The organism is Streptomyces sp. NPDC002623, assembly GCF_053592635.1.
The window spans coordinates 182,368-195,486 of the sequence record NZ_JBSFWB010000004.1 but is presented as its reverse complement, the minus strand read 5'-3'; the positions used below and the strand labels follow the sequence as shown (position 1 = coordinate 195,486).

General features: G+C 72.0%; 13 protein-coding genes and 1 tRNA gene. 5 read left to right on the top strand and 9 right to left on the bottom strand.

Translation table 11 applies throughout. The annotated features are described in order from the left end of the window. Nucleotides 1–7: 7 nt before the first annotated feature. From ACWD4O_RS08930 to ACWD4O_RS08920, 3 genes are all read right to left on the bottom strand, one after another. The gene (locus ACWD4O_RS08930; RefSeq protein ID WP_451278849.1) at nucleotides 8–1,591 is read right to left on the bottom strand and encodes a Stp1/IreP family PP2C-type Ser/Thr phosphatase; all 1,584 of its coding nucleotides are present in this window, start codon (nucleotides 1,589–1,591) and stop codon (nucleotides 8–10) included. 92 nt (nucleotides 1,592–1,683) lie between these two features. Continuing rightward, a complete protein-coding gene (locus ACWD4O_RS08925; protein ID WP_451278847.1) occupies nucleotides 1,684–2,199 on the bottom strand; it encodes an FHA domain-containing protein FhaB/FipA in 516 nt (171 codons plus the stop codon). 10 nt (nucleotides 2,200–2,209) lie between these two features. Next, on the bottom strand, nucleotides 2,210–3,076 hold the full coding sequence (locus ACWD4O_RS08920; RefSeq protein WP_451278845.1) for an FhaA domain-containing protein: 867 nt from the start codon (nucleotides 3,074–3,076) through the stop codon (nucleotides 2,210–2,212). A gap of 411 nt (nucleotides 3,077–3,487) precedes the next feature. Between ACWD4O_RS08920 and ACWD4O_RS08915 the strand changes: the two genes are divergently transcribed. From ACWD4O_RS08915 to ACWD4O_RS08895, 5 genes are all read left to right on the top strand, one after another. Continuing rightward, a tRNA-Leu gene (locus ACWD4O_RS08915) sits at nucleotides 3,488–3,574 on the top strand. A 211-nt stretch (nucleotides 3,575–3,785) separates the two neighbouring features. Continuing rightward, nucleotides 3,786–4,967 carry a histidine kinase gene (locus tag ACWD4O_RS08910; protein WP_451278843.1) on the top strand — a complete coding sequence of 394 codons (1,182 nt, stop codon included), beginning with the start codon at nucleotides 3,786–3,788 and terminating at the stop codon, nucleotides 4,965–4,967. A gap of 133 nt (nucleotides 4,968–5,100) precedes the next feature. After that, nucleotides 5,101–6,600: a DUF2252 domain-containing protein gene (locus ACWD4O_RS08905; RefSeq protein ID WP_451278841.1), complete on the top strand. Its 1,500-nt coding sequence runs from the start codon at nucleotides 5,101–5,103 to the stop codon at nucleotides 6,598–6,600. 90 nt (nucleotides 6,601–6,690) lie between these two features. Continuing rightward, on the top strand, nucleotides 6,691–7,488 hold the full coding sequence (locus ACWD4O_RS08900; RefSeq protein ID WP_451278839.1) for a hypothetical protein: 798 nt from the start codon (nucleotides 6,691–6,693) through the stop codon (nucleotides 7,486–7,488). Between the two features lie 134 nt (nucleotides 7,489–7,622). After that, nucleotides 7,623–7,952, top strand: coding sequence for a rhodanese-like domain-containing protein (locus tag ACWD4O_RS08895; RefSeq protein WP_358802745.1), 330 nt, complete (start codon nucleotides 7,623–7,625; stop codon nucleotides 7,950–7,952). Between the two features lie 47 nt (nucleotides 7,953–7,999). Here the strand turns inward: ACWD4O_RS08895 and ACWD4O_RS08890 are convergent, their stop codons facing one another. The 6 genes from ACWD4O_RS08890 to paaA form a co-directional block, all read right to left on the bottom strand. Next, on the bottom strand, nucleotides 8,000–9,157 hold the full coding sequence (locus ACWD4O_RS08890; protein WP_451278837.1) for an acyl-CoA dehydrogenase family protein: 1,158 nt from the start codon (nucleotides 9,155–9,157) through the stop codon (nucleotides 8,000–8,002). A gap of 120 nt (nucleotides 9,158–9,277) precedes the next feature. Next, complete coding sequence (locus ACWD4O_RS08885) at nucleotides 9,278–10,339, bottom strand: 2Fe-2S iron-sulfur cluster-binding protein (protein WP_451278835.1); 1,062 nt, start codon at nucleotides 10,337–10,339, stop codon at nucleotides 9,278–9,280. Beyond that, nucleotides 10,339–10,908, bottom strand: a complete 570-nt coding sequence (gene paaD / locus ACWD4O_RS08880) for a 1,2-phenylacetyl-CoA epoxidase subunit PaaD (protein ID WP_451278833.1) — start codon at nucleotides 10,906–10,908, stop codon at nucleotides 10,339–10,341. Before paaD ends, ACWD4O_RS08885 begins: the two co-directional genes overlap by 1 nt. Continuing rightward, nucleotides 10,902–11,660 (bottom strand): 1,2-phenylacetyl-CoA epoxidase subunit PaaC, encoded by a 759-nt coding sequence (gene paaC, locus ACWD4O_RS08875; RefSeq protein ID WP_451278831.1) that lies wholly within the window; start codon nucleotides 11,658–11,660, stop codon nucleotides 10,902–10,904. Before paaC ends, paaD begins: the two co-directional genes overlap by 7 nt. An 8-nt stretch (nucleotides 11,661–11,668) precedes the next feature. Further along, the gene (paaB, locus tag ACWD4O_RS08870) at nucleotides 11,669–11,956 is read right to left on the bottom strand and encodes a 1,2-phenylacetyl-CoA epoxidase subunit PaaB (RefSeq protein ID WP_054242083.1); all 288 of its coding nucleotides are present in this window, start codon (nucleotides 11,954–11,956) and stop codon (nucleotides 11,669–11,671) included. Continuing rightward, entirely contained in the window at nucleotides 11,953–12,966 is a 1,014-nt protein-coding gene (gene paaA, locus ACWD4O_RS08865) for a 1,2-phenylacetyl-CoA epoxidase subunit PaaA (RefSeq protein ID WP_451278829.1), read from the bottom strand. Before paaA ends, paaB begins: the two co-directional genes overlap by 4 nt. Between the last annotated feature and the right edge of the window lie 153 nt (nucleotides 12,967–13,119).

The window sequence follows — 13,119 nt, the reverse complement described above, 5'->3', positions numbered from 1 at the left end:
GGCTTGCCTACTGCTCACCGCACCGCGAGACGACCTTCTGCTCTTCCTCCGAAAGGCTGGGGCCGGGGGTGGGAGTGGCGGTCGCGGATACGGACGGGGACGCGGATGCCGAGGGGCTCGGCGATGCCTTGGACGTGAGAGACGCGGGCGTGGTTCCCGTGCTGCCGCCTGCCTCGCCCTCACCGGTCTTCGGGCCGGTCGTGGAGCCGGTCGTGCTCGCTGTCCCGGTACCGGCCTGCTTCTTGCAGGCGGAGGCCTGGACGGCCAGCTCGTCGATCTTCTTCTGGGCAGTGGACAGGCTGCCCTCGGCGATCGTCGCCTCGACCAGCTTCTGCTGGTACTCCGGGAGGTACTTGAGTTCGATCTCGGGGTGGTCCTTCTCGACCTTCGACAGCGACACCCAGGCCAGGTCCTGGCTGATGCCCCGGTAGAGCGCGACGTGCTCGCCCTTGGTGCCGACGTAGTACTGCGTCTGCGTCCAGCGCCAGCCGCCGTACAGGCCGCCGCCGATGACGGCGAGCGCGAGCACGCTGTAGAAGGATCTCTTCAGCCACTTACGGCCGCCGCGCGGCTTGACGAAGTCGTCGTCGGTGTAGTCGCCGAAGCCGTCGGTGGGGATGAAGCCGGTGATGTCGCCGCCGGAGCCGGGCGGGCCGAACTCGCCGCCCCCGCCGTGCCCCTGCTGCCGGCGGCCGAGGCCCGAGGCCCGGCCGGCCGGGGTCTGCATGATGCCGTTGTCGTGCAGCTGGAGCTGGTTCTCGGCGACCGCGCCGACCACGACCGGGACGTCGGAGAGCTGCCCGGCGAGGGTGTCGCCGGTGTCCAGGTCGAGGACGTCGGCCACGATCACGGTGATGTTGTCGGGGCCGCCGCCGCGCAGCGCGAGCTGGATCAGCTCCTGCACGGTCTCCTGGGGGCCCTGGTAGCTGGCGAGGGTGTCCTCGAGCGTCTGGTGGGAGACGACTCCGGACAGACCGTCGGAGCAGATCAGATAGCGGTCGCCGGCCCGGACCTCACGGATCGACAGGTCCGGCTCGACGTGCTCGCCGCTGCCCAGCGCCCGCATCAGCAGGGAGCGCTGGGGGTGGGTGGTGGCCTCTTCCTCGGTGATGCGGCCCTCGTCGACGAGGCGCTGCACCCAGGTGTGGTCCTGTGTGATCTGGGTCAGCACGCCGTCCCGCAGCAGGTAGGCGCGCGAGTCGCCGACATGCACCAGACCGAGGCGCTGACCGGTCCACAGCAGCGCGGTCAGGGTGGTCCCCATGCCCTCGAGCTGGGGGTCCTCCTCGACCAGGGCGCGCAGTTGGTCGTTGGCGCGCTGGACTGCGGTGCCGAGCGAGGTGAGGACGTCGGAGCCGGGGACGTCGTCGTCGAGGGCGACGATGGTGGAGATGGCCTCGGACGAGGCGACCTCACCGGCGGCGGCGCCGCCCATGCCGTCGGCGATGGCGAGCAGGCGGGGACCGGCGTAACCGGAGTCCTCGTTGCCCTCCCGGATCATGCCCTTGTGCGATCCGGCGGCGAAGCGCAGTGACAGACTCATGCGCACCTCGCCCGTCGGCCCCGGGTACAGCCGGTCGTGTCGAGCCACACTGCCCACCCTCCGGTCGGGAGCACAACGGGGCCCTGGGTGCCGGCCGCCGCCGCGTGCTCGCTCCGCTCGCGCTCAGTCATGATGTAGCACTACTTCCGCAACTCGATGACGGTCTTGCCGATACGGATCGGCGCGCCCAGCGGGATCGGTGTGGGAGTCGTCAGCCGCGATCGGTCGAGGTACGTGCCGTTGGTGGAGCCCAGGTCCTCGACGATCCACTGGCCGTCGCGGTCCGGGTAGATCCTGGCATGGCGGCTGGAGGCGTAGTCGTCGTCCAGCACGATCGTGCTGTCGTGCGCCCGGCCCAGCGTGATGGTCTGGCCCTGGAGCGCGACGGTCGTGCCGGTGAGGGTGCCCTCGGACACGACCAGCTTGGTAGGTGCATTACGGCGCGTGCGGCCGGCGGCGGGCTGTTGGCGCTGCTGCGGGGGCGCCTGGCGCTGCGCCTGCTGCTGCTGCGCGCGCCCGGCCTCCCGGCGCGAACCGCGCTGGGTGACCCGCGTACCGAACAGGTCGCTGCGGATGACCTGCACGGCCACGATCACGAACAGCCACAGTACGGCCAGGAAACCCAGCCGCATGACCGTGAGGGTCAGCTCTGACATTGCCCCCGCTTCACCCTTCGGCTTGCCGGTAAATGATGGTGGTGCTGCCCACGACGATCCGCGAGCCGTCGCGGAGCGTAGCGCGGGTGGTGTGCTGCCCGTCCACCACGATGCCGTTGGTGGAGCCGAGATCCTGGATCGTCGAGGGCGAACCGGTTCGGATCTCGCAGTGCCGGCGGGAGACGCCGGGGTCGTCGATCCGCACGTCGGCCTCGGTACTGCGGCCCAGAACCAGCGTTGCGCGGGAGATCTGGTGGCGGGTGCCGTTGATCTCGATCCAGTGGCGGGTGCGTGACCCGGGCTGCGGAGCCCCGGCCAGACCGCCGCCGGCCGCACCCGGGCGCTGGGCGCCGGCCGCGGGCGGGTAGCCGTAGCCGCCGGGACGGGCGCCGGGAGCGCCGCCGGGCGGCGGTGCGGCAGGCATGGGCGGCGCGGCCGCCCCGCCGGGTCCGGCGGGACGCGGTCGGCCGCCGGCGGGCGCCTGCTCCGGCGCCTGGCCGCCGGTGGAGGCGAGCGTACGGCTGCGCACCCGGTACAGGCCGGTGTCGAGGTCGTCCGCCTTCTCCAGGTTGACCTTGATCGGTCCCATGAAGGTGTAGCGCTGCTGCTTGGCGTAGTCGCGCACCATGCCCGCGAGCTCGTCGCCGAGCTGGCCGGAGTAGGGGCTGAGCCGCTCGTAGTCCGGCGTGCTCAGCTCCACGATGAAGTCGTTGGGGACCACCGTGCGGTCGCGGTTCCAGATCGTGGCGTTGTTGTCGCACTCGCGCTGGAGCGCACCGGCGATCTCCACGGGTTGGACCTCGGACTTGAAGACCTTGGCGAAGGTGCCGTTGACCAGACCCTCGAGACGCTGCTCGAATTTCTTCAGGACTCCCATGGGGCACCTCCTCCGTAGTGGCTGCCGTCCCGTGCCGTGCTGCTTACCTGGTACTGCTTACTGATCGTATCCACGCGCCGGTGAATCGGCTGGTTCCCCCTGTCGGCCCCGCCGACGGATGTCGACGCCCTCTTGCGCATGTACTTCTGCCCAGGATCGTAGAGGCGGCCGTGGACCAGTGTCCCGCACCTGACTGTGGTCCTCGTCCGGCTCCTGGGGAGACGGCCGCCTCTAGTACGAGGTTGATACGTGAACCGGTCACCGCCGAGACCCAAGAAGGTTGCCGAAGGCCTCCCACCTGCTCCCTGCCCCCGAACAAGGGATGTGAACGCACCCTGACCCGCGTGCTAATGTTCTGCGTGTCGGAAGGCGCAAGGCCGCAAGGCCAACAAGCCGGAGGACACACCCAATGCGCGGGTGGCGGAATAGGCAGACGCGCTGGATTCAGGTTCCAGTGCCCGCAAGGGCGTGGGGGTTCAACTCCCCCCTCGCGCACCAGCTGGAAGCCCCTCAGGTCCTCGGACCTGAGGGGCTTTCGCGTTTCTCCGCACCGGCAGGCAGCCGCCGAGCACAGGCCATGGTTGATCACAGCTTGTGAGGAACATCTCAGGGTCGGGGCCGGTGGCGGCGGGTGCGGTGACCGGTGCCGTGACCGGTGGTGTAGCGGGCTACACCGCGTTCGGGCGGGGCGCGACCTAGCGTTGGGTGCATGGTGCAAACGATCCGGCCGACGACGATGATCCGGCAGGCAGGACGGGCAACGGTCCAGCTGGCCGTCGCCGCGGCGATGACCTTCGGCACGTATCTGTTCATCACCGTGCTGCTCATCGCCGCCATCGGCACGCTCACCGTCGTCGGCGCGTGGCTGCTGCCCGAGGCGGTGCTGCTGATCCGCCGGATCGCCGGGGCCAAGCGCCATCAGGTCGCGGGCTGGACGGGCCGCGAGATCCCCGAGGCGTACGAGCCGCTCACCGGATCGCTGCGCGAGCGCGTCCGGACGGCCGTCCGCGACCCCGGCACCCTCGCCGACCTGCGTTGGATGGTCGCCCACTACGTCTACGGCTGGCTGGTGCTGCTCGCGCTGCCGCTGTGGCCGACGGCGCTGGTCGTCGACGGGGTGCGGTGCGGGCTGCTGCGCCGGGACGCGGTCGTCCTGCCGCTCGTCGTCCGGCTCGCCGATCTAGAGGCCCGCTGGTCGGGGGCGCTGCTCAGGCCGTCCCCGAAGGCGCGCCTCGCCGCCCGCGTCCGGGCGCTGACCGAGACCCGCGCCGACGCGATCGCCGCGCACGGCGCCGAACTGCGTCGCATCGAACGCGACCTGCACGACGGCGCCCAGGCCCGGCTGGTCGCCCTGTCCATGCGGATCGGGCTTGCCCAGCGGGCCTTCGACCGTGACCCGGACGCCGCGCGCACCCTCATGGCGGATGCGCAGGACCAGGCCGAACAGGCGCTGACCGAGCTGCGGCACGTCGTGCGGGGCATCCACCCGCCGATCCTCACCGACCGCGGACTCACGGGCGCCGTCCGGGCGCTGGCCGCCGGCAGCGGAGTGGAGGTGACGGTTCGGGTGGAGGGACTCGATGACGGGGGCGCCGGTGTGCACCGGGCGCCCGCGGCCGTGGAGGCCGCTGCCTATTTCGCGGTGGCGGAGGCGCTCACCAACGTCGCCAAGCACAGCGGTTCACCGCGGGCCGACGTCGAGCTGGTGCGGCTGCGGAACGGGCTGCGGGCGGTGGTGCGGGACGAGGGTCTCGGCGGCGCGGACGAGGGGGAAGGGTCCGGCCTGCTGGGGATCCGGCGACGGGTCGCCGCGTTGGACGGTGCGGTGAGCGTGAGTAGTCCGGTCGGGGGGCCGACCGCGATCACTGTGGAGTTGCCGTGCGTGTGGTGAGGGCGGTGGCGTGTTTCACGTGAAACATGCCATCCACAGGGTCTGACGGGTCCCGGCCGTCGGCTGTACGGTCGGCACGAGTTGATGATCGGCTCGTCGAGCCGACGGACGGACGTGTGCGGGGGAGGCGGTCGTGGTGACCGAGGCCGGTGTTGCAGGGACAGGGGCCGAGACGGGTGGAGCGCGCAGGCTTCCTCGGGTGCCCGGGTTCGCGGAATGGCCCGTCGAGCGGTCTGTCGAGCGGTCTGTCGCGGGTGAGGGCGCGGTCGCGGGTGCCGAGTCTGGGTCTGTGCTCGGGGCGCCCAAGGAGGCGGGCCGGGCGCTGCGGGGCCGGGTGCCGCGCGCGGCGCACGCCGAGCTTGAGCTGGACGCCTCGCGGCCGGACGCGGTGACGGTGGTCGAGGAGTCCAACCAGGGCCGCATCGCGGAACTGACGCCCATAAGGGTCGGCCGGATGGCGGCCACGCCGTTCGCGTTCCTGCGCGGCTCGGCCGGGCTCATGGCGTACGACCTGGCCCGCACGCCCATGACCGGGATCCGCGCCCAGATCTGCGGCGACGCCCACGCGGCCAACTTCGGCCTGTACGGCGACGCCCGAGGCGGTCTGGTCATCGACCTGAACGACTTCGACGAGACGGTCGACGGCCCCTGGGAGTGGGACCTCAAGCGTCTCGCCGCCTCCCTGGTGCTCGCGGGCCGGGAGGCCGGCGCGGACGAGGACACCTGCCGCAGGGCGGCGCACGGCGCGGCCGGCTCCTACCGACGCACCATGCGGCTGCTGGCCCGACTTCCGGTGCTGGACGCGTGGAACGCCATCGCCGACGAGGAGCTGGTCTCCCACACCGACGCCCACGATCTGCTGGGCACCCTGGAGCGGGTCTCGGAGAAGGCGCGGGCCAACACCAGCGGACGGTTCGCGGCGAAGTCGACCGAGCCGACGGAGAACGGCGGCCGCCGCTTCGTCGACGCGCCGCCGGTGCTGCGCCGGGTCCCGGACGCGGAGGCCGCGGTGGTGGCTGCGTCCCTGGCGCAGTACCTGACCACCCTGTCCGAGGACCGCCACCCCCTGCTGGCCCGCCACGCGGTGCACGACGTTGCCTTCCGCATCGTCGGCACGGGCAGTGTCGGGGCCCGGTCGTACGTGGTGCTGTTGCTGGATCACCGAGGCGAGCCGCTGATCCTCCAGGTGAAGGAGGCCCGCGCCTCGGCCCTCGTCCCGCACCTGCTGACCGCCGGCTTCGAGGCGCCGGAGGTGGACCACGAGGGCCGCCGGGTGGTCCTCGGCCAGAAGCGCATGCAGGTCGTCAGCGACATACTGCTGGGCTGGACGACCGTCGACGGACGCCCCTTCCAGGTACGGCAGTTCCGCAACCGCAAGGGCAGCGTCGACCCGGCGGCGCTCGCAGCCGACCAGATCGACGACTACGGCCGGATGACCGGCGCCCTGCTGGCCCGTGCCCACTCGCACAGCGCCGACCCCCGCCTCGTCGCCGGATACTGCGGCAAGAACGAGGAACTCGACGAGGCGATCGCCACGTTCGCCGTCGCCTACGCCGACCGCACCGAGGCGGACCACACGAACCTGGTCGCCGCGGTACGGGCGGGACGGATCGCCGCGGAGACCGGGGTGTGAGGCGCATCCGAGGCGTGTCGCGTGCGGAGCCGGGGCCCCCGCGGACGGTGGGTCGACATGGCGGGGGGATCGTTGGCCTAGGCTGGTCGGGTGACGACCCCCGAAGCTGAGCAGCCCCGGCCCGAGGCGCGGCTGGAGCAGGCCGTGCGGGCCGCCGAGCAGGCGTTGATCGAGTTCGAGATCGCGGTGGAGACCTTCCGCGTCGAGGTCGAGAACTTCTCGCGGCTCCACCACCAGAAACTCGGTCCGATGTACGCCCGGCTCGACGAACTGGACGCCCAGATCGCCGAGGCCAAGGCCGCGCGCACCGGTGACCCCGAGGATGTGCGCAAGGCCGCCGAGGCGCGGGCCCGGGCGCTGCCGATGCCCGGGGTCGAGGAGCTGTTCCACGGCTGGATGGACGGCGAAGGGCTGTTCCCGGAGGCCGCCGCGATGCTCACGGACCAGTCCGTCCAGCCCCCGCAGCGGGTGCGGCCCAGCGATGAGGCCCGCAAGCTGTACCGCGAGCTGGTCCGCAAGGCCCACCCCGACCTCGCGCAGGAGGACGCCGAGCGGGCCCGGCGCGAGGAGTTCATCACCCGCGTCAACGCGGCCTACGCACGGGGCGACGCGGCCCTGCTCCGCGAGCTGGCCGAGGAGTGGGCGGCCGGTCCGGTGCCCGCGGAGCGCGCCCCGAGCCCCAGCGAGGAGCTCTACGCCCGCCTCGAGTGGCTCGCCGAGCGCAAGGAGATGCTCGCGCTGGTCGCCCGGGAGCTGGAGGACAGCGCGATCGGCTCGATGCTCCGGATGGCTCCGGACGACCCCGACCGCCTCCTGGACGAGATCGCCGACAAGCTTCTCGCCGACGTCGCCGCACGCGAGGCGGAGCTGGCCGAGCTGGTGGGCTAGCTGGCCGAGCTGGTGGGCTGGGCGGCCGAGCTGGTGGGCTGGGCGGACACGGCCCAAGGGGTCCGTCCGATGGCCGGCCCCGTCGTCTCGTACGCCCTGTCGGGTAGCGTCGGGGCATGAGTTTCGGAGCTGGTGTGCCCACGGTCGAGGTCGGAGACCTCAAGGACGGCGACTTCCTGCTGGACGTCCGTGAGGACGACGAGTGGCAGGCGGGTCATGCCGAAGGGGCCCTGCACATCCCCATCAGCGAGTTCGTCGGGCGCTACGGCGAGCTGACCGAGGCGGCTCCGCAGGACGGGCGGGTCCATGTGATCTGCCGCTCCGGCGGTCGGTCCGCCCAGGTCACGATGTACCTGGTGCAGCAGGGCATCGACGCCGTGAACGTCGACGGCGGCATGCAGATCTGGGCCGCCGCGGGCCGCCCGGTCGTCACCGCCGAGGGCAAGCCGGGCTTCGTCCTGTAGGGCGGAGCCGATGCCGAGGCCGATGCCGAGGCCAGGGCCTGTGCGGGTCAGCTGAGGTGATGGGCGGCCAGTAGGTCGCCCAGGGCCTCCTCGTGCGCGGCGGCCGGGCCGAGCGACAGTTCGAGGTGCTTGGCCCAGGCGTGGTACCGGTGCAGCGGGTAGTCGACGTCGGCGCCGAAGCCTCCGTGCAGATGCTGTGCGGTCTGCACGGTCCGCCGCACGCCCTCGGAGGCCCAGATCTTGGCCACGGCGACGTCACCGGAGGCCGGCAGTGCGCCCGGGGCGTCGGAGGCGATCCGCCACGCGGCCTGCCACAGCGTGACCTCCATCGCGCGCAGATCGATGTAGCGGTCGGCGGCCTGCACGGCGACGGCCTGGAAACTGGCGATCGGGTGCCCGAACTGCTCCCGCTTGCCGGTGTAGTCGCTGGTCATCTCCAGCACGCGCTCGCCCAGACCGAGCGCCAGCGCGCAGGTACCCGTGGTGAGCAGGGCGCGCAGCCATTCCCACGCGCCGTCGGCGGTGATGACGTTCGGGGCGGCGATCCGCGCGGATTCGAGACGCAGTTCGCCGAGCCGTTCGCCGGTGGTGGAGATCTGCTCCGCGAGCACGACTCCCTCGTGCTCGCGCGGAACGACGGCGAGGACGCTCCGGTCGTCCTCGGTGCGCGCCGGGACGATGACGAAGTCGGCGTCGTACGCCCAGGAGACCGCGGTCTGTACGCCGTCCAGCACCCAGTCCCCGTCGCCTGCGCCGGTCGCGTCCGTGCCGTCCTGCCGGGCGGTCACGGCGAGTTCGGCCGGGTCGTGGCCGGTGCGGCCGTTGGCGGCGACGGTCAGGACGGTCTCTCCCCGCCCGGCCCGCGCGAGCAGCGCCGACCTCAACTCCGGGCTCCCGTATGCCTGTACGGCGGCCGCGGCCGCGCTGTTCTCCAGCAACGGCACCCGTGCCAGCACCTTCGCCGATTCGCGCAGCACCAGACAGAGTCCGACCGCGTCGAGGCCGGCGCCGCCGAACTCCTCGTCGAGCAGCAGGCTCAGCAGGTCCGCGGCTGCGAGCTTGGCCCACAGCGCCCGGTCGAAGTCGTCGGCCACGGCGCCCCTGGTGAGCGCGGGGCTCGGCACGCCGTCGGGGGCGACCCCGGCGAACACTCCCCGCGCCGCCTCGGCCGCGGCCTGCTGCTCCTCGGTGAAGGTGAAGTCCACGGCCTGTCCTCCCGACGGGTCAGCTGATCTGACGGAGCGTCAAGATAGAACAGGTTCTAGAAGAAGGGAACCGGGCGGTCACTTCTCACCGCCCGCCCGATGTACGCCTCACCGGACGAATCACCGGTCGAAGTCCACCTCCACCGCCTCCGTCAGCGGGTGCGACTGGCAGGCCAGTACGTATCCGGAGTCCGTCTCCTCCGGCTCCAGCGCGAAGTTGCGGTCCATGCGGACCTCGCCGGAGACCAGGAAGGCCCGACAGGTCCCGCACACCCCGCCCTTGCAGGCGTAGGGCGCGTCGGGCCGGTTGCGCAGCACCGTCTCCAGGACCGACTCCCCGTCCCGCACGGGCCAGCTTCCGCCCCGGCCGTCGAGCCGGGCGGTCACGGTGCTGTGGGCGGGGGCCGATGCGCGCGCCGGCGGGGGCGCGTCGTCCACGTGGAAGATCTCCTCGTGGATCCGGGAGCGCGCGACCCCGAGCTCGCCCAGCGCCTGCTCCGCGCCCTGCACCAGCCCGAAGGGGCCGCACAGGAACCATCCCGCCACCTGCTCCACCGGGAGCAGCGAGGGCAGCAGAGCGGTCAGCCGCTCCCGGTCCAGTCGGCCTGAGGGCAGCCCGGCCTGCTGCTCCTCCCGGGAGAGCACGGTGACCAGGTGCAGCCGCGCGGGATGGCGGTCCTTGAGGTCGGCGACCTCCTCCAGGAACATCGTCGAGGCGGCCGTCCGGTCGCTGCGTATGAGGCAGAACCGGGAGGCGGGCTCGCGGGCCAGCAGCGTGGAGACGATCGACAGCACCGGGGTGATGCCGCTGCCGCCGACGATCGCCGCGTACAGGCCGGGCGTGGGGTCGAGGGTGAACCGGCCCGCCGGGGTCATCACCTCCAGTTCGTCGCCGACGTCGATCTCCTTCAGGGCGTAGGTCGAGAAGGCTCCGCCGTCGACCAGTCGGACGCCCACCCGGAGCGTGCGGGGTCCCTCGCCGGACGGGTCGGGGGCGGGCGAGCAGATCGAGTACGTCCGCCGGAGCTCGGTCCCGTCGGCCACCCGGCGCAGGGCGAGGTGCTGTCCGGGGGCGTGCCGGTACTCCTCGCGCAGTCCGTCGGGGACCGTGAGGGTGAGGGCGACGGAGTCGTCGGTGAGACGGTCCGCCGCGGCCACCCGGAGCGGGTGGAAGCGGGCCATCACAACTCCTTGAAGTGGTCGAAGGGTTCACGGCAGGTCAGGCAGCGCCGCAGCGCCTTGCAGGCGGTGGAGGAGAAGCGGCTGAGCAACTCGGTGTCGGCGGACCCGCAGTGAGGGCAGCGCACCGGGTCGGGGTCCGGGGTGGGTTCCGGGGTGGGTTCCGGTGCGAGGGTCCGGGTCGGGCCGAGGGTTCTGCTCGGGCCGAGGGCCAGGGCGACGGGGCCGGTGTCCCGTACCGTCCGGGGCGGTGCGATGCCGAACTGCCGGAGCTTGCGGCGTCCTTCGTCCGTGATGTCGTCGGTCGACCAGGCGGGGGACAGCACCCGGCGTACGGTCACCTCGCGTACCCCGTGCGCGTGCAGCGCGCGCTCGATGTCCACGGACATCGCCTCCACCGCCGGACAGCCGGTGTACGTCGGGGTCAGCTCGACCTCCACGGCCTGTGTCCCGAGCACGCGCACGGCGCGCACGACGCCCAGCTCCTGGAGGGTGAGCACCGGCAGCTCGGGGTCGGGGACCGCGCCGGCGATCTCCAGCAGCTCCGCCTCCAGGGCGGTGGCGGTCACCATGACGCCCCCGGGTGGCTGCGGTGCAGGTGCTGCATCTCGGCGAGCATCCGGCCGAAGGACTCGGTGTGCAGGCCCTCACGGCCCGCGCCGGCCCTCCAGGCTCCGGTGCGCGACCCCTCGGGCACGGCCAGGCCGGCCCGCCCCAGTAGGTGCCCCACCGATTCCAGCCAGGCAGCCTCCATGGCGGCCCGGTCGAGGTCGAGGCCGTCCACCGGGCGGAACATCTCTGCGGTGAACCGCCACAGTGCGGTGCAGGCCCGCTGCATCCGCTCGTGGCTGACCTCGGTGCCGTCGCCGAGCCGCAGGGTCCACTGTTCGGCGTGGTCGCGGTGGTAGGCGACCTCCTTGACGGCCTTCGCCGCGAGCCCCGCGAACGGGCCCGCTGCGGTCGCCAGCCGGTCGTACAGGAGGTGCTGGTAAGTGGAGAAGTACAGCTGGCGGGCGATGGTGTGGGCGAAGTCGCCGTTGGGCTGTTCGACCAGCTGGACGTTGCGGAAGGCGCGTTCCTCGCGCAGGTAGGCCAGTTCGTCCTCGTCGCCGGCCATCGACAGCAGGATCCGGGCCTGGCCCAGCAGGTCGAGGGCGATGTTGGCGAGGGCGACCTCCTCCTCCAGCACGGGCGCGTGGCCCATCCACTCCCCCAGGCGGTGGGAGAGCACCAGGGCGTCGTCGCCGAGGGCGAGGGCGGCCGTCGTCGTGGGGGTGGTCGTGGCGACCGTCGTGGTCACAGGCGCGTTCACGGGTGCGTTCACGGGTGCGTTCACAGGTGCTTCACCCCCTCCGGGATCTCGTAGAACGTCGGGTGCCGGTACGGCTTGTCGGCGGACGGTTCGAAGAACGGGTCCTTCTCGTCGGGCGAGGAGGCCGTGATCGCCGAGGACGGCACGACCCAGATCGAGACGCCCTCGCCGCGGCGGGTGTACAGGTCGCGTGCGTTGCGCAGGGCGAACTCGGCGTCCGGCGCGTGCAGGCTGCCGGCGTGGGTGTGGGAGAGGCCGCGCCGGGAGCGCACGAAGACCTCCCACAGGGGCCAGTCGGTGTTCGTCATGCTCGTGTCGCTCCTGTCTCGCCGCTGTGCTTGTCCGCGTAGGCCGCGGCCGCCTCCCGGACCCATGCGCCCTCGTCGTGTGCGCGCCTGCGTTGGGATATCCGCTCTTCGTTGCAGGGGCCGTCGCCCTTGAGGACCTGCTTGAACTCGGTCCAGTCGATGGGGCCGAAGTCGTGGTGCCCGCTCTCCTCGTTCCACTTCAGCTCCGGGTCGGGGAGCGTGAGGCCGAGGGACTCCGCCTGGGGGACGCAGATGTCGACGAAGCGCCGGCGCAGTTCGTCGTTCGAGTGGCGCTTGATCTTCCAGGCCATCGACTGCGCGGAGTGCGCGGACTCGTCGTCGGGCGGGCCGAACATCATGAGCGAGGGCCACCACCAGCGGTCCACCGCGTCCTGCGCCATCGCGTGCTGCTCCGGGGTGCCGCGGCTGAGGGACAGCAGGAGCTCGTACCCCTGGCGCTGGTGGAAGGACTCCTCCTTGCAGATGCGGACCATCGCGCGCGCGTACGGGCCGTAGGAGCAGCGGCACAGGGGGACCTGGTTGGTGATCGCGGCGCCGTCCACCAGCCAGCCGATCGCGCCGACGTCCGCCCAGGTCAGGGTGGGGTAGTTGAAGATCGAGGAGTACTTCTGGCGGCCGGTGTGGAGCTTGTCGAGCAGTTCGTCGCGGCCGGTGCCGAGGGTTTCGGCCGCGCTGTAGAGGTAGAGCCCGTGGCCCGCCTCGTCCTGGACCTTCGCCATCAGGATGGCCTTGCGGCGCAGGGAGGGGGCGCGGGTGATCCAGTTGGCCTCCGGCTGCATGCCGATGATCTCGGAGTGGGCGTGCTGGGCGATCTGGCGCACCAGCGTCGCGCGGTAGGCGTCGGGCATCCAGTCGCGTGGCTCGATGCGCTCGTCGGCGGCCACGGTGGCGTCGAACGCGCGCTCGTACGCCGCGTCGGCTTCGACGCCGCTGTCCTGCGCGCTGTGCCCCTGTGTGCGGGCCGTCTGGTGCGCGGCTGCTGTCGCCATGCGGTCCCCCTTGACCTCGGGCCTCGGCTGGATGCCTCGGCCACGGCTCTCCCGGAGCCATCTCCCGACCGATCGTTCGGTCCGTCCGATTCCATGGTGGGACGGCCGTCGTAAGGTGTCAACCGCTGTGGATAACCTGCGGGCGTCCCCTGT